This is a genomic window from Synechococcus sp. CS-603, assembly GCF_977929215.1.
Window position 1 is genome coordinate 1325784 of the sequence record NZ_OZ376778.1, and the last position, 19968, is coordinate 1345751.

A 19968-nucleotide genomic window follows, 5' to 3' on the forward strand; every position below is an offset into this window, starting at 1 on the left:
CCCGCTCGGTTGGCCCCTAGCCATATCACCTCCAAAGCCGCTCAGCCAGGGTCGGCGAACGCAGGGTCAAGCCAAACCGGCTGGCCAGCGCTTGCTGGAGCAGGGGTTGCACCTGCTCGGGGAGCAGACCGGGGATCCAGTCGCAAAGGCGGCCTACCGGACGATCAATCAGCCCACAGGGTGCGATGGCGCCAAATCCGCTGAGATCGCAGTTCACGTTCAGCGCCAGACCGTGCTGGCTGATCCAGCGTCGTGCTCCCACCCCGAACGCCGCCACCTTCTGACCCTCTAACCAGACACCGGTCAGGCCCTCGATGCGCTCGCCGGCCAGTCCGAGGACAGCCAAGACATCGAGCACCGCCGCTTCCAGCTCGCGCAGATAGAGGTGGAGGTCGGCGCCATGACGGCTCAGGTTCAGCACGGGATAGGCCACCAGTTGACCAGGCAGGTGGTGGGTGACCTCTCCTCCCCGATCGATCCGGAACAGGGGGGCCGGCGCTGCGGCCGGATCAAAGCGCAGGTGCTGCTCAGAGGCCCCCCGTCCCAGGGTGTAGCAATCGGGGTGCTGCACTAACAGCAAGGCTTCAGGCCCGCTGGAGTCGGCCAGCAGGCGCGCCTGCAGCACCCGCTGCCAGCCCCAGGCCAGCTGGAAGGGAACAATCGAAATGGGATCGAAAAGGATTGCGTCAAGTCGGGAATTCATGCACTCGCCTGCTTAGAATCAAACCAATCGGATCGCTGCAAAGGTGGTTCGATGCAGTTCAATTTGTTGCAGTGGAATTTGATGCAGTGAACGTTGCTCCGGCCGCTTGGGCAGGGGTGATTGCTGTTTCCACTGTTCTTGATGCAGAGATGTTCGATGAAGCTCTTGATCCACGGACGCAATCTTGAGGTCACTCCAGCCATCCGCGATTACACGCAGGCCAAGCTAAGTCGGGCGATCAACCATTTCGAGGGTCTCGTCCAGGAGGCCGATGTCCATCTTTCCGTCGCGCGCAACCCGCGGGTGACCCAGCAGACGGCCGAGGTCACGGTCTTTGCCAACGGCATGGTGATTCGAGCCCAGGAACGCAGCGAAAACCTGTACTCCAGCATCGACATGGTGGCCGGCAAGCTCAGTCGTCAGCTCAAGCGTTACAAAGAACGTCTCAGCGATCATCATGGCGAAGAGTCTGCCTTGAAGCAGGTTGATCAGCTGGATGATGAGGCCTCTGTGGCAGCCATCCAGCCGGGTGATCTGATCGGTGATCGTGAGCCTGCCCTGCCGCCGCCGGCGGTGCGGCGGAAGTATTTCTCCATGCCACGCATGGGCCTGGAGGAAGCCCTCAATCAACTGGAACTGATTGACCACGATTTTTATGTTTACCGCGATAGCAAAAGCGGTGAAATTCAGGTGGTCTATCACCGTAATCACGGCGGTTATGGAGTGATCCAATCCAAGGAGTCCTGAGCGTTTGGCCCGCGATCGCCCTGACCTTGCTCCTCTGATCGATCATGCCCTGCTCGATCCCCACCAAGGTCGGGAGGCGATTGAGCGTTGCTGCGACCAAGCCAGGCATTTCGGCTTTGCCGGAGTGTGCGTGTCCTCCCGCTGGCTGCCGGTCGCACGGGAGCGACTCGGGCGTGACACCAAGGTAAAACTTATTGGCGTTGTGGCCTTCCCTTTCGGCGCTGTGCCCAACGCGATCAAGCGAGCTGAGGCTGAGGCGGCGGCGGAGGCCGGGGCTGATGAGCTCGATCTGGTGCCGGATTTCGGTGCCCTTGCCGATGGAAATGGCGGCGCCGTCTACGACGAGATTGCTTCGATTGTCGAGCTGGGTCTGCCGGTGAAGGTGATTCTCGAAGCGGGGCGACTGGGGCGCGAAGCCCTGCAATTGCTCGTGGAGGCCTCGATCGACGCCGGCGCCGCCTTTCTCAAGACCGGCAGTGGGTTCGGGCCGGCCGCCACCGCCGAGCAGGTCAGTGAGCTGCGGGAATTGGCGCGTGGCCGTGCCGCCATCAAGGCCTCGGGGGGAATCACCACCCTGGAGCAGGCCTTTGCCTTGGTCGAAGCGGGAGCCACTCGGCTGGGCACCAGCCGGGGGGTGGCCCTGATGGAGGCCCTGCGCCGTCCACCCTCCACTGGTTCTGCGTCCAGCATTCCATCGACGAGCCGCCAGAGCGGGGATGGGCCGGCGTGAGTCCGGACGGGCGGCTTGAGGGCTTGTGCCTCAAATCCGGCCCTCTTGGAGAGAACGATCGCCTGCTCACCCTGCTCAGCGATGGCGAAGGCCTGACGCGGCTGGCGGTGCCCGGCGCCCGCAGGCCCCGCAGCAGCTTGGCGGCGGCTGTGCCGTTGTCACTGTTGCAGTTGCAGGTGAGTGGGGGCAGCGGCCTGCGACGGGTTCGTCAGCTCAAGGTGCTGCGCAGCTACAGCCAGCTGGCCCAAAGGCTGGAAACCCTGGCGGTCGCCCAGGCCCTTGCCGAGCTCTGCCTGCAGCTGGTGCCCAGTGGCGATGGGGTGGCCGGGGTCCTCGACGACTTGCTGATGCAGTTGGGTCGCCTGGAGCAGGTGGTCAAGGAAAACCAGCCCAACCTCGAGGCCTTGGCGATCGCGGTGCAGGGCAGCGTTCACCTGCTCGCCCTCGGCGGCTACGGCCTGCCGCTGCAGAGCTGCGCCCGCAGCGGCCGTGCGCTCGAGCCCCCCGTGGGGAACTGGGACTGGCGCTGCAGCCTGCTGCCCAGCCTGGGCCTGCTGATTGGGGCCGAAGCAGGTGCCGTGCTGGTGCTTAATGCCTCGGAGCTGGCCCTGTTGCAGCGTCTGCCGCGGCCCGGTCTGCCCCGACGCCGGGACGGAACCCTGATCGGGCCTGAAAGGGTATGGCTGCGGCTGCTGCAATTGGTGGAGGTCTGGGGCGGCGAACACCTGGACCGCCGCTGCCGTGCCTTCAGCCTGTTGCGCGGCTGTTTCGAGCCATCCACCCGGTTGGCCATGGGCTCTGAGCCATCATTGCCCCGTAACGGTTGACACCTTGAGCGGATACTCCAGACCCACGCCCCCACCGGGGCCGGCCGATGCCGCAGCCAAACAGGACGAAACCAAGCAGGACGAAACCAAGCAGGATCCACCGAAAGGGAAGGAAGGGCTTGAGGCGGTGCTGGCCCTACCTGAATTCCGGCGGCTGTGGATCGGGCAGATCTTCTCCCAGCTGGCTGACAGGTTCTACATCGTGCTGATGGTGTTCCTGATCGCCCAGTACTGGGTCACCGACACCCCCCAGGACAACGGAGCTCTGGCCGAGGCTGCCGCCACCCTGCGGCTCGACTTTGAGACCCGCACCCAGATGATCACGCTGCTGGCCACAGGGATCTATGTCGCCAATACCTTGCCCGCCATGCTCCTGGGCACGGTGGCTGGGGTCTGGGCTGACCGCTGGCCCAAACGTCAGGTGATGGTCGCTTCCAATGCCCTGCGCGGCGGCCTGGTGCTGCTGGCTCCCCTGGCCCTGATTCCGGGCCCCTATCTGTTCGGCCTGAGCTGGGGGTACTGGGGACTGATCGGGATGACGCTGCTTGAATCGGTGCTGACCCAGTTCTTCGCCCCAGCCGAGCAGGCGGCCATCCCCCTGCTGGTGCCAAGGCCGCTGCTGTTGCCTGCGATCTCCCTGTATCAGGCCACCAGCATGGGGGCCACGATCGTGGGTTTTGCCCTGGGGGATCCGGTGCTGCGGTTGCTGCGTAACGGATTCGCGGCGATTGGGATCGGCGGCGGTGAGTTCGTGCTTCTGCCGCTCTGCTACGGGCTGGCGGCTTTTTCGATCAGCACCATTTCGATTCGGGAAACGCCGCGGCAGGAACGTGGAACCAGCGTCTGGAGTGAAATTGCCCAAGGACTGGACGTCTTGCGCGAGCGGCCCCGCCTGCGCAGCGCCATGCTCCAGCTGGTACTCCTGTACAGCATTCTTGCGGCGCTTTACGTTCTGGCGATCAGCCTGGCTTCAGCCATCCAGGGCCTTGGACCCACCCAGTTCGGAACCCTGCTGGCGATGAGCGGCGTGGGTATGGCGGTGGGCGCCCTAGCCGTGGCCCAGCTCGGTCAAGGCCTGCGCCGCCGGCTGATGGCCACCTCCGGACTGGGCATGATTTCGTTCAGCCTGGTCCTGCTTGGCCAGGTCACCGGCAACTTGGTGCTCACCCTCGCGCTCTGTGCGCTGCTGGGAATTGGTGCTTCGCTGCTGGCGATCCCGGCCCAGACCACCATCCAGGAAGACACGCCAGAGCCCCTGCGCGGCAAGGTGTTCGGCCTGCAGAACAATCTGATCAACATCGCCCTCAGCCTGCCGCTGGTCCTGGCGGGGACCGTGGTGAGTCGTTACGGGCTGCTGCCGGTGCTCTGGATCCTGGCGGCAATCGCCGGCGTAGCGGCCCTGCTGGAGCAGCCCTGGCGTCGCTGCTAGCGTTCGGTTTCAGAAGAGCGGGGCAGGTGGCTCATATCGCCTGGCTGGGCAAGAAATCCCCTTTCTGCGGCAACGTCTCCTACGGCCTCTCCACCACCGAGCGGCTCCAGCAGCTGGGCCACCGCATCAGCTTCATTCACTTCGATAATCCCTCATCTGGCCTGGGTTTTGGCTGGGATGGCCTGCAACTCGAAGGCCGCCAGGCCCGATCCAGTGGTCACGGCCGATCCAATGCTGAAAGCCGAACCAGTGCGGTTAGCCGATCGGGGGGCGACAGCGGTGATGTGGCCTTGCCCTATCTGGTTAAATCCCAGGCTTACACGATCCCTTCGCCCGGAGCGCAACGGGAGCTGCGCGAATCGCTTGAACAGCTCAGGCCTGACCTCGTCCACGCCAGCCTCACCCTCTCACCGCTGGATTTTCGGCTGCCAGACCTTTGCCAGCATCTGGGCGTGCCGCTTGTGGCCACCTTCCATCCGGCTTTTGATGCGGGCCTGCGCAACCTGTCGGCCGGTACCCAGCAGCTGACTTATCAGATCTATGCACCGACCCTGGCCAAGTTCGACCGGGTGATCGTGTTCTCCGATCGGCAGGCGGAGCTGCTCGCCCGGCTGGGGGTACGAGAGGAGCGCCTGGCTGTGATCCCCAACGGGGTGGACACCGACCGATGGCAACCTGCCCCCACCGGCTCGATCACAGCTGAACTCGCCCAGTTGCGCAGGCGTTTCCAAGGTCGACGGGTGTTCCTCTACATGGGCCGTTTGGCCACGGAGAAGAACGTGGAGGCCTTGCTCAAGGCCTGGCGGTTGGTCCGTCCCCAGGGCTGCGTGCTGCTGATCGTTGGCGACGGCCCCCTGCGCGCGTCACTGATGGCGAGCTCCGACGACCCCGATGTGGAGTGGTGGGGCGATGAAGCCGACCGCGACAAGCGGGTGGCCCTGTTGCAGCTCACCGAGGTCTTTTTGCTGCCCTCGCTGGTGGAGGGTCTGTCCCTGGCGTTGCTGGAGGCGATGGCTTGCGGAACGGCCTGTGTGGCCACCGATGCCGGCGCTGACGGTGAGGTGCTTGAGGGCGGCGCCGGCATCGTGATCAGTACCCAGGGGGTCACGACCCAACTGCGCACCCTGTTGCCGGTGTTGCGGGATCAGCCGGTCCTGACGGCCGCACTCGGAGTCCGTGCCCGCGCCCGGGCTCTGGAGCGCTACACCCTCGGGCGCAACATCGCAGCGCTCGAATCGCTGTATGCCGAGCTGGTTCCCTTGCCATCGCTGGCGGCCTGAGTCTGGCCTCGGGCGGGTCGCTCAGCCGAGCATCGCGGCCTCCAGTCGGCTGCGGGTCACTGCGGTGAGCTGGTCGACTGCGGCACGGCGATCTGAGCGATAAAGCTCGAATTGTTCACCCACCTCGATCGACTCACCCACCACGATCGTCACCCGGCGTGGCCCCAGCGAGGGGGGCGCTTCCGCCTGGGGACTGCGGATCCAGGCGATCGCCCCCCAGAGGATCAGCAGCAGCTCGCCGTAGCGGTCGATGCTGGGCTTTTCGGCCACATAGGAGCCACTGATCGAGGCGAAGTGTTCCGCCAGGCGCATGTGATTCATCTGGATGGCGGCCTCCTGGGCGCTCCAGTCGGCCAGGCTGCGCTCCAGGGCGGAGCTGCCCTCCAGATCGTCGCGGTAGATGGCCTGCCAAGCGGCCTGCTCGATGCGGTGGCAGCGCTCCACGATCGAGCCCTTGGGCCGCAGCTGGAAATGGGTCTCGGCCTGTGCCAGGGCCTGCTCCCGCAGGCGCACGATCCTGGCTTGGAAGGCGGGTTCGGCGCTGCTGGGCGTTTGTGTCTGTCCTGGGGGCTGGTCAGTGGGCTGCTCTGGGGGCTGGCCGTAGAACGCTTCCAGCTGGCCAAGCAGTTGTTCGGCCAGGTGAATCAGACGGCCGTAGCGCTGCTCGGGTTCTGCTGTAGCCCCGGTTGCTGGGAGTCCCAGCAGGTCCTCCATGCGGCCCAGCAGCTGATCGATCCGGTCCCAGTCGCAAGCCACCAGCTGGTAATGCAGCGCCACCGGCACGATCACGACCCGTTCGTCGCGCCCTTCGGCGGCGAGATCCTCGCAGCACCAGAAGGCCATCTGGGCCAGGCCGGGTTCAAGCGGGCCGAGCAGCTCCCCATGGTTGTTGGTGCCCCCTTCCGGCGCGATCGCCAATGGGAAGGGGCCATGGGCGCAGAGGTTGCGGGCCGTTTTCAGGGCCCGGCGATCGAGCCTGCCGCGCTTGATCGTGATACCCCCCAGTTTCGAGAGCATCCAGCCGGCCGCCTGGCCGGCCCAGAGCGGAATGCCCCTGTCGTAGAGGAACTGTCCGTGCACGGGCTGCGTCAGGGGCAACTTCAGGCGCCGGGCCGACTTGGGTACCTCCTTCCAGACCAGCTGGGCCATCACCAGGGGGTCGGTGGTGCAGGGATGGCGAAAGGCGATCAGCAGCCGGATTCGGCCAGCCTGGGCATCGGCGAACAAGCTGGCCAGCGGCTCGGCGCCACAAACCTCCACAGCCCGAACGCCGCGCCAACGCAGCACCAAGGGGAGCGCCAACCGGGCCAGGCGATGGAACCAGGGGGTGTAATCCGGTGGGATGAAGCGAAGGCCGGGCTGGACGCCCTGGATCGCGGCGCTGGGCATGGGGTTCCAAAGGGCAGCGTCAGGGACTGGGAAACAGGACGGGGGGATCGGAGCAGCGGTTGTCCGCGGTTGACTCAGCCGAACCGGGGGCGCTCCAGCTGAGGACCAGCTGGTCGGCCTCGGTGCTGCCTTGGGCTGGGAAACCAGGCAGAAAATCCTTATCGGTGGCCGGGCTGTAGGGGCCCTGTTTGATTTCCAGCATCACCGAATCCGGCTGCAGTGCCACCAGGGTGTGGAACTGGCGATCGAGCAGCAGCAGGCCGATCGCCCCCTGCAGCACAACGAAACACTCAAAGGCGGCGGCGGGAGCGGAGCGCAGGTGACAGTGGGGCCTCACGTAGGTGCCGGGCTGCAGCCTGTTATCGAACAAGGCCTGATCGAGCCGCTTGAGCATCAGGCCAGCTGCTTGGCGTAGCGATCGGACACCACCGGCCAGTTCACCACCGACCACCAGGCGTCGAGGTAGTCGGCGCGGCGGTTCTGGTACTGGAGGTAGTAGGCGTGCTCCCAGACATCGTTGCCGAGCAGCGGCGTGCCCCGCCCTTCAGGCAGGTCCATCAGCGGGTTGTCCTGGTTGGCGGTGCTCACCACCTCGAGGGTTCCCTTTGGATTGACGATCAGCCACACCCAGCCCGAGCCGAAGCGCCCCAGTCCCGCCGCCTTGAAGCTGGCCTGGAACGCCTCGAAGGAGCCGAAATCGCGATCGATCGCTGCCAGCAGCTCGGGCGATGGTGCTCCGCCCTGATCGGGCGGTGTCAGCGAGGCCCAGAAAAAGCTGTGGTTCCAGTGGCCGCCGGCGTTGTTGCGCACCCTGGCTGAGCGCCTTGACGGCCGCTTCAGCAGCGCCTCGAGCTCCAGGCCGCCCAAGGCCGGATCCGCCGCCACGGCCGCATTCAGGTTGTTCACATAACCCTGGTGATGGCGGTCGTGGTGAATCGCCATCGTGGTGGCCTCAATCGCCGGCTCCAGCGCCCCGTTGGCGTAGGGCAGGGGCGGCAGCGAGAAGGCCGCCTCGGCGGCGCGGGCCACCGGGGCTGGCGTGAAGGCCAGTAGCAGGGCCAGCAGCCAGGGCAGGAGCTTGGGCATGGCGTCGGGGATTTGCAGGAGGACCTTGTCTGCCAAGTATGGGAACGGCGGCTCAGTTGAGCGTCTGCTGAACCGCGGCGGCGGCTTCTTCGCCGCTGCGCACCGCCCCTTCGAAAAAGCCCGGCCAGCGCTCGGCCACCTCAGTGCCCGCCCAGAACACCCGGCCATGGGGCCGGCGCAGGGCATCGCCGCAACGGCTCCACAGCCCCGGCGGCATCCAGGCGGCGTAAGCGCCGCCCACGAACGGCATGGTTGGCCAGTCTTTGATCACAAAGGCCACTGGAGTCAGGGCCTGCGGCCCCAGATAGGCGGCCAGATCGCTGAGCACCGCCTGCTTCTGCTCTTCTTCTCTCAACTTTGCCCAGCGCCGGTAGCGATGGCCCACCACGAAGGCGGCCAGCACACCACAACCGCTTTGGGGATCGGAACTGTCGGCGCAGAGTTCCACCCAGGGGCGATCGCCGATGGCGATGCCCGAGAGCCCCAGCTCGCGCCACCAGGGGCTGGGGTACACCACCATCACCTTGGCGCAGCTGCCCATCGCCATCTTTTCTTGCAGTTCCAGGCGGTCGGCGGGAAGCTCCGGCGTGAAGTGCAGGCGAGCGGCCATCGCCGGCGGCATCGCCACGATCGCAGCGCGGCAAGGGTAGTGCGCCCGGTCGGTCTGGACCAGAACGGGGTGAGCGGCCCCAGCTCCTGGGAGATCGCCCTCGCCTTCTTCCACGCTGTGGCGCGGCTGCTGAACCAGGCTCTGCCGCACAGCCCGCACCGGCTCCCCCAGCCGCACCACCCCCTCGCCCAACTGCGTGGCCAGCAGGGCCGGCAGCTGGCCGGCGCCGCCGTGCAGCAGCTCCTGCTCGGGCTGCTCGCCCTGGGAAGCGGTGCGCTGGCCCCAGAGCACATGCAACAGCGACACCTGCTCCGGCTCGGCTGGGCCGAGGAAGCCGACGGCACGGCAGAAATAGGCGAAATACCAGGCGGCGAAGGGGGTGTGGGTGTGGGCGTCGATCCAGTCCTGGAAGCTGAGCTGATCGAGTTCAGCGGCGGCAGGATGGTGGTGGGGGTGACCTTCGGGCAACTGGGCCACCAGCTCCTGGAAACGCGCCAGGGCCGCCATGGCGTCGTTCCAGTCGGCACTCGGCACCGCCGGCGGCTGGCCTTCGGGAAAGCCCTGGAAGAATCCGGCGAAACAGCAGCGGCTCTCGCCGAACACCAGCACGGTCTTGCCGCTGTGGGGCGATTCGAAGCGGCGAATGCCGTGGCGATCGAGCAGGGCCAGGATGCGGGTCTGGCTGGGGCCGACCCACTGGCCGCCCAGGTCAATCCAGGGGTTGTGTTGCCCGGCCAGACCCCCACCAGCCAGCTGCAACCTCTGGCCGACCATGCGCCCGCCCAGCTCAGGGGCTGCCTCGATCAGGCGCACCGTGCGGCCGGCCACCTGCAGCGCCCGGGCCGCCACCAGGCCGGCGAGGCCGGCGCCGACCACCACCACATCAACGGGGCTCTCGCTGGGCGGCTCGGGGTTGTTCCGTGTCACCGCATCGCTGGGCCAGGCTCCCCAGATTGCCCGATGCTCTCGGCCAGGCAGGCCGCGAAGGCTGCCGCAGGATCGCTGGCCTCACGGATCGGCCTGCCGATCACCAGCAAGCTGGCGCCGGCCGCCAGGGCTTGATGGGGTCCCATCACCCGGGCCTGGTCGCCGGCCGCGCTTCCCCTTGGGCGGATGCCGGGTGTCACCAGCAGGAAGGGACGGGGGTGACTGGCCCGCAGCCGCCCCACTTCATGGGCGGAGCAGACGGCACCGCCCACACCGGCGGCCACCGCCAGGGCCGCGAGGCGTGAGCTGTGGCGCTCCAGGGGCTCGCCAACAGCCAGTTCATCTCGAAAGCGATCGGACTCCCAGCTGGTGAGCACGGTCACGGCCAGCAGGGTGGGAGCGGGCAATCCCGCTTGCGCCGCTCCCGCCACCGCCGCCGCCTGGGCCGCCGCCAGCGCCTGGCTGCCGGCCGCAGCGTGGACCGTGATCAGCTCCGCTCCCAGGCGGGCGGCGCTGCCCACAGCCCCGGCCATGGTGGCTGGGATGTCGTGGAATTTCAGGTCCAGAAACACCCGCAGGCCGCGGCGGCGCAGCTCAATGACGAGCGCCGGCCCGCAGGCGACGAACAACTCCAGGCCCACCTTCACCCAGCGCAGCTCGGGCAGGCGATCCACCAGGGCCAGGGCCGAGGCGGCATCGGCGTAATCGAGCGCCACGATGATTCGTTCAGCGGCATCTCCGCCCAGCTTTGGGATCACAGCGGGTTCACCGACCGTTGCTCAGATTAAAGATCCCCACCCATCAGGCACCGATCAGCCGCCGGAACGTTTTCTTGCCGAGCTGAAGCACCTTGCCGTGCAGCTCGGCGGCGGTGGCGAAGGCCTGGAGTGGGTCGCTGAGTTTGTCGCCATCGAGCCGTACCGCACCCCCCTGGATCTGCCGCCGGGCCTCGCCGCCGCTGGCGCAAAGCCCCAGCTCGCGAAGGAGGGCAAAGGCCTCAATCGGGAACTCCACCGCCGCCAGTGAAGCCTCGGGCACGGTCGCCTCTGCCGTACCGGCTGAACCCAGTGAGCTTGCGGCCTTGCCACTGCCTGCGGCCACCAAGGCCGCGGCATCGGCCTGGGCCGCCAGCGCCGCATCCTGGCCATGGCGGCCGGCGGTGATCGCCAGGGCCATCGCCTTCTGGCGTTCCCGTCCGCCGGCAGGCAGCTCGGCGAGGTTCAGCCCGGTGAGCAGGATCAGGTAGTCATCCACCACCGCATCAGGCAGTTTCTCCAGCTTCGAATACATCGAGAGCGGGTCGTCGCTGAGGCCCACGGTGTTCCCCAGGCTCTTGCTCATCTTCTGCACCCCATCAAGCCCCGGCAGGATCGGCAGCAACGCTCCGAACTGGGGTCGCTGGCCGAAATGGCGCTGCAGATCGCGGCCCATCGCCACATTGAACTTCTGGTCGGTACCGCCCAGCTCCAGGTCGGAGCGCACCGCCACCGAGTCGTAGCCCTGCAAGAGCGGGTAAAGGAACTCGTGCAGGCTGATCGGCGTGCCGGAGCTGTAGCGGTTGGCGAACTCCTCCTTGGCCAGCATCTGACCCACCGTGGCGGTGCCCAGCAGCTCGATCACCTTGGCCAGATCGAGGCCGGCGAGCCATTCGCTGTTGCGGCGCACCTCCAGCCGGCCGGGGGTCTGGAAATCCAGCAGGGCGCGCTCCGGCGGCTGGCCCTGACCGAGCTGGGCCAGGTAGGTGGCGGCGTTGGCGTCAACGGCGTCGGCGCCCAGCTGCACCCGGGTGGCGCTCTTGCCGCTGGGATCGCCGATGCGGGCGGTGAAATCGCCGATGATCAGAACGGCGGTGTGGCCGGCGTCCTGGAAGGCCCGCAACTTGCGAAACAGGATGCTGTGGCCGAGATGGATGTCGCTGCCGGTGGGGTCGATGCCCAACTTGATCCGCAGGGGCCGGCCGGCTTGCTCTGCTTCAGCGAGCCGCGCCCGCAGGGCCTGATCAGGATCGCCCTCCCGCCCATCGGGAAACAGATCGGCCAGGCCCCTCTCCAGCCACGGCGGCAAGCCGAACCCCTGGCCCTGCGGCGCCCCCACCATCTGGCCCTGTCTCGCTTTAGCGGCGATCGTAGGCAGCGACCCTGCTGACCTCCCCGGCTCGCTCAGCCATGGGCAGGTTCAGCCTTCAGCGCCCAGCTCCCGCTTCATCCGCTCCAGGGTTTGGTTCATCTGGCTGAACATCTGCTCGGGTGTCATGCCGAACTGGCCGAGCTGGGTGCGCAGCTGCTCCACGGTGAGCTTGGCCTGGAAATCCTCGGAGAGCTCGAAGCGTTTCATGAACACCCGGTAGCGATCCATCAGCGTTTCCATCCGCTCGATGAACAATTTCTTGCCTTCCCGGTCGAACTTGCCGTAGTCGCCCCCGAGCTGGGTGAGCTGCTGGTAGTCGCCGAACAGGCGTTTGGCCTCGTCCTGAACGATCTCGGATTCGAAGAACCCCATGGAAGCGGCTAGCCGTGGTGCAATAGGAGCGATTCTGGGCGGCACCTGGCTTGGGCGGGAGTGCGGATTGACGTAATCGAGCCGCCACTACCGCTAACTTCGGGCCAGTTGTGCGTTTGGGCGAGTGCCGCCATGGCCAAGGGGCAGTGGTTGGATGCGCTGGCCCGCCGCCTGCTGGTGGCGACCGGACAGTTGCCGGCCCCGGCCGCCCGTGCAAACAACCCGGCTGGCCCAAAGACACCGGCCAGCGCCGCGGGCCTAGCGGGTGCCGATGAGATCGAGCGGGATCTGCTGGCTTTGAAGCTGGCCCAGGATCCGGACCTGCGGCTGCGCAACGCCGATGAGGTTGGCCAGCTGGCTGCCCTGGGTTGGCATCTGGATGTGAACAGGGCCACGGCCGCCGACTGGCTGCGCCTGCCCGGTATCACTCCTAATCAGGTGGACCTGCTGTTGCGGCTGCAGGCCGGAGGCGTTCAACTCAGCGGCATCGACGACCTGCAACGGGTGCTGGGCCTCCAGCCCGCCGAGGTGCACTGTTGGGAGCCCCTGCTGGCGTTCCGCTGGTACGGCGATAGCCCCCGCGACGGTTTGCTGGCCCTCGATCTCAACCGCGCCAGCACAGCCCAGCTGCAGGCTCAGCTGGGCCTGGATCCGGAGCGTGGTCAGCGGCTGGTGCGCGAGCGGGGCCGCGGCCCGTTCCAGGACCTGGCCGATCTGCAGCAACGGCTGCAGCTTCCCGCTGACCTGGTCGAAGGCCTGATTGGCAAGGTGAGCTTCGGTAAGGGGCCTTTGGGGCCGGAGCTGCCCCGGCGGCGATGACAAACTCCGCTCGACAGGGGGAGCTGTTCCCGGCGGGTGCCGGCAGCGGTGATGGACCCGGCGCGGCCGTTTCTGCCCTGCTGCCGCTGCGGCAGCGGCAATTGCTCGCTTGGCAAAATCGCTTGGCCAGCTTCCAGCAGCCGCTGTTCAAGGCACTGGGGACCCACCACCAGGCCCCGGGAGAGGCCAGTCAGGGGCAGCTGTTCGCCACGGGACGGCCTGGCATGGGCCCCGATCCTGCTGCTCTGGCTGCCCACTTCAACCCGCTGGCCCTCACCCCCCAGAGCCTGCAGTTCTGGCGCTGGCCGCAGCAGGCTCAGAACGGGGCGGCGCTCTACGTGGTGATTGACCAGCCGCCCCACCTCAACATCCCTTTGCTGCTGTACATCGGCGAAACCTCGCGGGCCGATCTGCGCTGGAAGGGCGACCATGACTGCAAGACCTACCTGGCGGCCTACGGCGAGGCCCTGCAGCAGGCCCAACTCAAGAGCCTGGCCAGCATCCGCTTCTGGGCGGACGTGCCGGTCGCGGCAAGGGCGCGCCAAGTCCTTGAGCAGGCGCTGATCCGCCGCTGGCAGCCCCCGTTCAACAAGGAAACGCGCCAACGTTGGGCGACGCCCTTCACCAGCGACCTCGGCTGAAACCCGTCCAGGGCAGGCCGTGGAGCCTGGCTACGATCGCGGCCTCAAGATTTGCGCCCCCCCATGGAGTTTCGCTGCACGCCCGTCTCGCTGAGCGACTGGGGCGGTGACACCCTGGCGGTGGGTCTGGCCCAGGACGATCACGGACCGTTGCAACAGGCCCTGGAAGCCCGCTTCGGCCCCGATCTGAGCGCCCTGCTGGAGCAGCGCCGCTTCAAGGGCAAAGCCGGCGATGTTCTCACCTTCACCCTGTTGGGCCAGGCACCGGCCCAGTTGATCGTGGTGGGGCTAGGGGAGGCGCAGGCTGGCGATGTCGCCGGTCTGCGCAGTGCCGCTGCAGCGATCGCCAGGGCAGCGGCAGCCTGTAAAGCCTCCGATCTCGGCATCGCCCTGCCCAGCGACGGACTCGATCCCAAGGCCGCAGCCCAGGCGATCGCCGAGGCGGTGCGGCTCACCCTCTATGCCGACCAGCGCTTCAAAAGCGAAGTCGAACCCGCTGCGGTGCCGGGCTCGATCAGCCTGTTGGGGCTGCCGGAGTCGGCCCAGGCCGGTCTGGATGGCCTGGGGGCGATCTGCAGCGGCGTGGAGCTGGCCCGCCAGCTGGTGGCGGCGCCGCCCAATGTGGTCACGCCCCAGGCCTTGGCCGACACCGCGGCCGAGATCGCCAGCACCTATGGCCTGGAGCTGAAGGTGCTGGAGCGCGCCGACTGTGAAGCTCTCGGCATGGGCGCTTATCTGGGAGTGTCCCAGGGCTCCGCGTTGCCGCCGAAGTTCATCCATCTCACCTACCGGCCCGCTGAAGGGGCCAGCCGCCGGCTGGTGTTGATCGGCAAGGGGGTGACCTTCGATTCCGGCGGCTACAACCTCAAGACCGGTGGCTCCCAGATCGAGATGATGAAGTACGACATGGGCGGCAGTGCCGCCGTGCTCGGAGCCGCCCGGGCCATCGCCGAGCTCAAGCCAGACGGTGTGGAGGTGCACGTGATCGTGGCGGCCTGCGAAAACATGATCAGTGGCGAGGCCATCCACCCCGGCGACATCCTGACGGCCTCCAACGGCAAGACGATCGAAGTGAACAACACCGATGCCGAAGGCCGGCTCACCCTGGCCGATGCCCTCGTCTACGCCAGCGGGCTCCAGCCTGATGCGGTGGTTGATCTGGCCACCCTCACCGGAGCCTGCGTGATTGCCCTGGGTAACGAGATCGCCGGCCTCTGGTCGCCCAGCGATGGCCTCGCCGACGCCCTGCTCGAAGCCGGACGCCTCGGCGGTGAGCAGTTCTGGAGGATGCCGCTGCAGGCCTCCTACAAGGAGGGGCTCAAGAGCCCCGTGGCCGACCTCAAGAACACCGGGCCAAGGGCAGGCGGCTCCATCACCGCCGCTCTGTTCCTGCAGGATTTCATCGAAGCCGGACCGGCCTGGGCCCACCTGGACATCGCCGGCACGGTCTGGAGTGACAAGGGGCGGGGGCTGGATCCAGCCGGTGCCACGGGGTTCGGCGTGCGCACCCTTGTCGAGTGGGTAAGCCAGGGAGGACCCGCTTAAAGTTGGCCCCAACGCCTGACAGCAACGCATGGCCGTTCAGAAGATCCGCTGGTACCTCAGCGCCCAGCTCGGAGTGCTGCTGTTGCCGTCGGGGATCTGTCTCGTCGGTGAGGCGATCACCCGGCGAACCCTGCAGGAAGTCGCCCTGCTCAATCAGATGGTCTCGCCGGCCGGGCCCTGGTTCTGGTACGGAACGTTTGGTCTGATCTGTGTGACAGCCGGGGTGGGTCTGATGGTGGAAAGTGGGTTGCTGCGCGGCTATCCGCGCCAGGGGCGTCTGCCAACCAGCACACCTGGCCGCTAACGAGCCGCTAGGCAGCCACTTGCTCCAGGCCCTGCATCAGGCTGGCTTCGGGGGCTTCGAGTTCGTGGATCTGCCAGCTCACCCGCTCGCCGAAACCGGCCAGCCGGCGATCGAGATCATCGGCCGCATGCTTGGGGCTGGCGAAGGGACCGATGTGGCGGGTCACCAGACCATCGCGAATCGTCAGTAAATACATCTGCAACCTCCTTCCCATCCACCCAGCGTAGGCTCAAATTTCGCCGCCTAGGCAGGGCTTGGAGCAGGCCAGTAACCTGGGAACCCGTTGCCCATGAAGTGATCAGTGATCCTTCTCTGCAAGCGGCTGGTTCAACCCTGGGTAGCCTTCAGGGCTTCTGCTCAGGCCATGGCACAGAGGTTCGAGCTTTTGAGCCCCAGATCTGATTGAGCCGCTGATCGCGTCCGCATGACCAGCGGTAATAGTTGTACTTGAGCTTGTTTTGGCGGGCGTAGTTCTGGTGATAGGTCTCGGCTGGCCAGAACTTGCTGAGCGGTCGGATCTGCACCCGTATCGCGGCTGCTTTCTGGTCCAGTTCCCTGCCAGCTGCCTGCAGGCTGGCGAGGGCCTGCTCCTGCTGACGTGTGCCGCTGGTGAAGATCGCCGGGCGGTAGGAGGCACCACGGTCACAGAACTGGCCGCCACCATCGAGGGGATCGACGTTGCGCCAGAACGCCCGCAGCAGGGTGGGATAGCTGATCTGGTCGGTCTCGAAGCGCACCTGCACGCTCTCGAGATGGCCGGTCCCACCGGCGGTCACCTGGCGATAGGTGGGGTTGTCTTTGGACCCACCGCTGTAGCCACTGACCGCATCGACCACTCCGGGGAGTACCTCAAGGTCGTGCTCCAGGCACCAGAAGCAACCACCGGCGAACACTGCCTCCTCGATCACGGCTTGAGCCGGCGCTGCGGAAATCAGCAGGACGACCAGACCTAAGAGCAGACCACGCAAAAGCCCAGACCAGCGCAGGGCACCGGAGTGGCTGGTCTGCTGATTCGTCATGGCCGGCTCAGAACTGGTGGTGGGGAAGGTTGTCCGATCATCTTGCAGGGCTGTCAACTCCGGTGGGAGAGGGGGGCGACGGCTTTTCGAGGTTCGGGGGTCTCGGGCAGATGGTCGAGGATTTCGTTGGCCGCCCTGGCGGTGACACCCGGTTCGCCCAGGCACTTCCGCAGCCGGCGGTAGCCATCCAGCATGCGCTCGCGCGCTGGGCCGGGATCCAGGAGTGGCAGGGCGGCCGCCACCACCGCCTCGGCACTGAAGCTGTCCTGGAGCAACTCCGGAACGAGCCGCTCAGAGAGCACCAGATTCACCGGTGAGATGTGATCGACGCGGAAGTGAAGAAGATGGTGGGCGGCCCAGGCTGTGGGGCGGCTGACGCGGTATCCGACCACCTGGGGCACCCCGCGCAGGGCCAGCTCCAAATTCACCGTCCCTGACTTTGTCAGGGCGAGGTCGGCGGCGGCAGAGAGGACCGGCCGCAGGCGGTCCGCCGCTGCGGCGGGCACCACCTCACCCCGGACGCCAGCCTGACGCAGCAGGGCGGCCAGCGGGGCTTCGAATGCCGCCTGGCCCGCCGGCACCATCACCCGCAGGCCAGGGCGCTGGCGCTGCAGTTCAGCCGCCGCTGCCGCCAGGGTGGGCACCAGATAGCGCATCTCCTGGCTGCGGGAAGCGGGCAGCAGCAGCAGCAATGTTTCGCCTGCCGCCAGGCCCAGTTGCTGGCGGGCCTCCTCCCGGCTGGGTTGCTCGCTGAGCGTGTCGAGCAGGGGGTGGCCCACCCAGGTCACGTCGGCTCCCCGCTCGGCGTAGAAGCGCGCTTCTTCCGGAAAGATCGCCAGGATGCGATCGGTGAAGCCGATCAGCCGGGTGCTGCCGCCCTCACCGATGCGGAACGCCCATTCCTGGGGTGCGATGTAGTACGTGATCGACACCTTCGGCAGCCGGCGCCTGAGGGTGAGCCCCAGGCTGACATTGGCTCCCATGTAATCGATCAGCACCACACCATCGGGCGGGGTCTGGCGCAGCAGCCGGCCCACCCGCCGCTGCAGGCGCAGGGTGGGCAGCACCAACGGCAGCGCTTCCCACAGCCCCATCGCCCCCATCGGTGCGGTGTTCGCCAGCAGCCGGGCCCCGGCCCGTTCCATGCGCTCGCCGCCTAAGGCCAGGATCTCCAGCGGCAGTCCGCGCCGGGCGGCTTCGGCATGGAGGGCCTGGATCAGCAGCCCGCCTTGGAGATCCCCGGACACCTCGCCGGTGCTGATCAGCAGCCTGGCCATCAGCGGTGGTGGGGCAGGGGGCCGCGCCGTCCTGCGGTGATCGAGGCCTCAAGAAAGCTGCAGAGCTCTTCGGCGGCCGGCAACAGGTGGTCTTGGCGGATGCGGGCCAGGGCTTGCACCAGCACCTGATCGCCGCGGTACAGGCGGTTCCAGACCTCCTGCAATTGCTTCAGTTCGGCACCATCGGCGCGGTCTGAGAGCCCGCTGCGGCGCAGGCCGATCCGGTTGAGCCCTCGCAGCCGCCCCGGATGGCCCTCAACGATCGCGAAGGGAGGCACATCGCGGTCGATGCGGCTCATCCCACCCACCATCGCCAGCTTGCCGATGTGGACGAACTGATGAATGCCCAGCACCCCACCGATCACGGCCCGATCGCCAATCACCACGTGGCCGGCGATCGCCACACTGTTGGCCACGACAATGCCGTCGGCCAGCTCACAGTTGTGGCCCACATGGCAATACGCCATCAGCAGATTGCCGCTGCCCAGTACGGTCTGCTCGCCATCGGCGGTGGCCCGATTGATCGTGACGCATTCGCGAATGGTGTTGTCGTTGCCGAGCACCACTTCGGTGGGGGCGCCGCTGTACTTGAGATCCTGGGGTTCAAGTCCGATGCAGGCGCCAGGAAAGATGCGATTGCGCGCGCCCATGTGCACCCGCCCTTCGATCACCACGTGGGGGCCGATTTTGCTGCCGGGGCCGATCTGCACGTCCGGGCCGATCACGGCAAACGGTCCGATTTCCACCCCACTGGCCAACTTGGCGTGGGGGTCCACCAAGGCAGTGGGATGGATCGATGTTTCCACGGCTGCGCTGGTCATTGGCTCAGTCCACCAGCGAGAACAGCAGGTCTCCGGAACACACGCGTTGTCCGTCCACCGTGACCTCGCCCTTCACTTTGCCGAAGCGCTGGCGTTTGAGCGATAGGAGTTCGCAGCTGATCCGCAACTGATCGCCCGGCACCACCGGCCGACGAAAGCGCACACCATCGATTCCAGCAAAGACGAACAGGCCCTTGGGCAGTTCGGGCATCTGCACGAGGATCAAGCCGCCAACCTGGGCCATCGCCTCAACGATCAACACCCCGGGCATCATCGGCCGGCCAGGGAAATGGCCCTGGAACTGGGGTTCGTTGAGGGTGACGTTCTTGATGGCCACGGCACGCTTACCGGGCTCATGTTCGATCAGCCGGTCGACGAGGGCAAAGGGGTAACGGTGCGGCAACAGATTGAGGATCTGCTCACTGGTCAGCAGAGGAGTGCCGGCGAGGGAAACGGTCAACGGGCTTCAGGCAGGTCGGATTGTGCAGCCAGGGCCGCCGCCAGAGCGGTGTGCAGCCCATGGGATCCGCGGAAGGCAAACACCTGAGCTCGGGGCAAGCCCACCAGCGCCAGATCGCCCAGCAGGTCCAGCAGCTTATGGCGCACCGGCTCCTGGGCAAATCGCAGCGGTGGATTCAACCACTGCTGGCCATCGCAGACCAGGGCGTTACTGAGGTCGCCGCCCTTGATCAGGCCAGCCTTCTGAAGCTGTTCCACCTGCTCGCGGAAGCCGAAGGTGCGGGCCGGTGCGATCTCGCTCACAAAACTCCGGGGGGTGAGTTCGAGGGAATAGAGCTGCCGGCCGATCGCCGGCTGGCTGAATTCGATCGCCGCGCCGATCCAGGGGCTGGTGCTGGGCAGTGCGGTGGCGAAGCTCTGGCCTTGCTGCAGGGTGATCGGGGCTGAGAGCTCCTGCAGGGGCGCCCGTTCGCCGAGGGTCGTCAGCCCTGCCTCGGCGATCGCCTCCACCCAGGCGAGGGCGGAGCCGTCGAGGAGGGGCACCTCCTCACCGTCCACGAGGATGTCGAGGTGGCTGAGGCCGGTGCCGACGATGGCGGCGAACAGATGCTCAACGGTGGCCAGACGGCGCTGATCGAACCTGAGCGCCGTGCAGAGCTGGGTTTCGCAGACCTGGGAGGGATGGAGAGGGGTCAGCGCACCACCGGGCTGATTCAGCCAGCCCAACCGGTAGCCGGCCTGGTTGCTGGGCTCCAGGCGCACCTTGGACGTGGTGCCGCTGTGCAGGCCCACGCCCTGGCATTCAAGCGGGGCCGTCAGCGTTAGGGCCTGGGCATAGGTCTCAGGCCAGATCATG

General features: G+C 66.8%; 23 protein-coding genes. 9 read left to right on the plus strand and 14 right to left on the minus strand.

Annotated elements, in window-relative coordinates:
* Window positions 1-25: 25 nt before the first annotated feature.
* The gene (gene lipB / locus ACXMDM_RS06930; protein WP_071801137.1) at window positions 26-703 is read right to left on the minus strand and encodes a lipoyl(octanoyl) transferase LipB; all 678 of its coding nucleotides are present in this window, start codon (window positions 701-703) and stop codon (window positions 26-28) included.
* 156 nt (window positions 704-859) lie between these two features.
* Here lipB and hpf point away from each other — a divergent pair, with 156 nt between their 5' ends.
* The 5 genes from hpf to ACXMDM_RS06955 all read left to right on the plus strand — a co-directional run bounded on the left by hpf (window position 860) and on the right by ACXMDM_RS06955 (window position 5716).
* Entirely contained in the window at window positions 860-1450 is a 591-nt protein-coding gene (hpf, locus tag ACXMDM_RS06935; RefSeq protein ID WP_259723351.1) for a ribosome hibernation-promoting factor, HPF/YfiA family, read from the plus strand.
* Window positions 1451-1454: 4 nt separating this feature from the next.
* On the plus strand, window positions 1455-2180 hold the full coding sequence (gene deoC, locus ACXMDM_RS06940) for a deoxyribose-phosphate aldolase (protein ID WP_259723350.1): 726 nt from the start codon (window positions 1455-1457) through the stop codon (window positions 2178-2180).
* The gene (gene recO / locus ACXMDM_RS06945; RefSeq protein WP_259723349.1) at window positions 2177-3007 is read left to right on the plus strand and encodes a DNA repair protein RecO; all 831 of its coding nucleotides are present in this window, start codon (window positions 2177-2179) and stop codon (window positions 3005-3007) included. Before deoC ends, recO begins: the two co-directional genes overlap by 4 nt.
* A 127-nt stretch (window positions 3008-3134) precedes the next feature.
* Window positions 3135-4436: an MFS transporter gene (locus ACXMDM_RS06950; protein WP_259723371.1), complete on the plus strand. Its 1302-nt coding sequence runs from the start codon at window positions 3135-3137 to the stop codon at window positions 4434-4436.
* Between the two features lie 26 nt (window positions 4437-4462).
* Window positions 4463-5716, plus strand: coding sequence for a glycosyltransferase family 4 protein (locus ACXMDM_RS06955; RefSeq protein ID WP_259723348.1), 1254 nt, complete (start codon window positions 4463-4465; stop codon window positions 5714-5716).
* A gap of 21 nt (window positions 5717-5737) precedes the next feature.
* On the opposite strand, the gene ACXMDM_RS06960 is transcribed toward ACXMDM_RS06955, so the two are convergent.
* The 7 genes from ACXMDM_RS06960 to ACXMDM_RS06990 form a co-directional block, all read right to left on the minus strand.
* The gene (locus tag ACXMDM_RS06960) at window positions 5738-7105 is read right to left on the minus strand and encodes a lysophospholipid acyltransferase family protein (RefSeq protein WP_259723347.1); all 1368 of its coding nucleotides are present in this window, start codon (window positions 7103-7105) and stop codon (window positions 5738-5740) included.
* Window positions 7106-7124: 19 nt separating this feature from the next.
* Window positions 7125-7499, minus strand: coding sequence for a DUF6016 domain-containing protein (locus ACXMDM_RS06965; protein WP_259723346.1), 375 nt, complete (start codon window positions 7497-7499; stop codon window positions 7125-7127).
* Entirely contained in the window at window positions 7499-8191 is a 693-nt protein-coding gene (locus tag ACXMDM_RS06970; RefSeq protein WP_259723345.1) for a superoxide dismutase, read from the minus strand. Before ACXMDM_RS06970 ends, ACXMDM_RS06965 begins: the two co-directional genes overlap by 1 nt.
* Window positions 8192-8243: 52 nt before the next feature.
* Window positions 8244-9728, minus strand: coding sequence for a flavin monoamine oxidase family protein (locus ACXMDM_RS06975; protein ID WP_259723344.1), 1485 nt, complete (start codon window positions 9726-9728; stop codon window positions 8244-8246).
* A complete protein-coding gene (gene pyrF, locus ACXMDM_RS06980; RefSeq protein WP_259723343.1) occupies window positions 9725-10486 on the minus strand; it encodes an orotidine-5'-phosphate decarboxylase in 762 nt (253 codons plus the stop codon). The genes ACXMDM_RS06975 and pyrF overlap by 4 nt, the downstream gene beginning before the upstream one ends.
* Before the next feature lie 43 nt (window positions 10487-10529).
* Complete coding sequence (tyrS, locus tag ACXMDM_RS06985) at window positions 10530-11825, minus strand: tyrosine--tRNA ligase (protein WP_259723342.1); 1296 nt, start codon at window positions 11823-11825, stop codon at window positions 10530-10532.
* Window positions 11826-11903: 78 nt separating this feature from the next.
* Window positions 11904-12227, minus strand: a complete 324-nt coding sequence (locus ACXMDM_RS06990; RefSeq protein WP_071801147.1) for a DUF1825 family protein — start codon at window positions 12225-12227, stop codon at window positions 11904-11906.
* Between the two features lie 132 nt (window positions 12228-12359).
* Between ACXMDM_RS06990 and ACXMDM_RS06995 the strand changes: the two genes are divergently transcribed.
* The 4 genes from ACXMDM_RS06995 (at window position 12360) to ACXMDM_RS07010 (ending at window position 15536) form a co-directional block, all read left to right on the plus strand.
* Complete coding sequence (locus ACXMDM_RS06995; protein WP_071801148.1) at window positions 12360-13046, plus strand: ComEA family DNA-binding protein; 687 nt, start codon at window positions 12360-12362, stop codon at window positions 13044-13046.
* On the plus strand, window positions 13043-13687 hold the full coding sequence (locus tag ACXMDM_RS07000) for a hypothetical protein (RefSeq protein ID WP_071801149.1): 645 nt from the start codon (window positions 13043-13045) through the stop codon (window positions 13685-13687). Before ACXMDM_RS06995 ends, ACXMDM_RS07000 begins: the two co-directional genes overlap by 4 nt.
* Before the next feature lie 63 nt (window positions 13688-13750).
* Window positions 13751-15232, plus strand: coding sequence for a leucyl aminopeptidase (locus tag ACXMDM_RS07005; RefSeq protein ID WP_259723341.1), 1482 nt, complete (start codon window positions 13751-13753; stop codon window positions 15230-15232).
* Window positions 15233-15260: 28 nt separating this feature from the next.
* Window positions 15261-15536, plus strand: coding sequence for a hypothetical protein (locus ACXMDM_RS07010; RefSeq protein WP_259723340.1), 276 nt, complete (start codon window positions 15261-15263; stop codon window positions 15534-15536).
* A 7-nt stretch (window positions 15537-15543) separates the two neighbouring features.
* On the opposite strand, the gene ACXMDM_RS07015 is transcribed toward ACXMDM_RS07010, so the two are convergent.
* The 6 genes from ACXMDM_RS07015 to lpxC all read right to left on the minus strand — a co-directional run bounded on the left by ACXMDM_RS07015 (window position 15544) and on the right by lpxC (window position 19967).
* Window positions 15544-15732 carry a hypothetical protein gene (locus ACXMDM_RS07015; RefSeq protein ID WP_071801152.1) on the minus strand — a complete coding sequence of 63 codons (189 nt, stop codon included), beginning with the start codon at window positions 15730-15732 and terminating at the stop codon, window positions 15544-15546.
* A 148-nt stretch (window positions 15733-15880) separates the two neighbouring features.
* Window positions 15881-16555 carry a peptide-methionine (S)-S-oxide reductase MsrA gene (gene msrA, locus ACXMDM_RS07020; protein ID WP_259723339.1) on the minus strand — a complete coding sequence of 225 codons (675 nt, stop codon included), beginning with the start codon at window positions 16553-16555 and terminating at the stop codon, window positions 15881-15883.
* Between the two features lie 53 nt (window positions 16556-16608).
* Complete coding sequence (gene lpxB, locus ACXMDM_RS07025) at window positions 16609-17832, minus strand: lipid-A-disaccharide synthase (RefSeq protein WP_259723338.1); 1224 nt, start codon at window positions 17830-17832, stop codon at window positions 16609-16611.
* On the minus strand, window positions 17832-18653 hold the full coding sequence (gene lpxA, locus ACXMDM_RS07030) for an acyl-ACP--UDP-N-acetylglucosamine O-acyltransferase (protein ID WP_071801155.1): 822 nt from the start codon (window positions 18651-18653) through the stop codon (window positions 17832-17834). Before lpxA ends, lpxB begins: the two co-directional genes overlap by 1 nt.
* 4 nt (window positions 18654-18657) lie before the next feature.
* On the minus strand, window positions 18658-19086 hold the full coding sequence (gene fabZ, locus ACXMDM_RS07035; RefSeq protein ID WP_071802206.1) for a 3-hydroxyacyl-ACP dehydratase FabZ: 429 nt from the start codon (window positions 19084-19086) through the stop codon (window positions 18658-18660).
* A gap of 23 nt (window positions 19087-19109) precedes the next feature.
* Window positions 19110-19967 (minus strand): UDP-3-O-acyl-N-acetylglucosamine deacetylase, encoded by an 858-nt coding sequence (gene lpxC, locus ACXMDM_RS07040; protein WP_259723337.1) that lies wholly within the window; start codon window positions 19965-19967, stop codon window positions 19110-19112.
* Window position 19968: the final 1 nt, after the last annotated feature.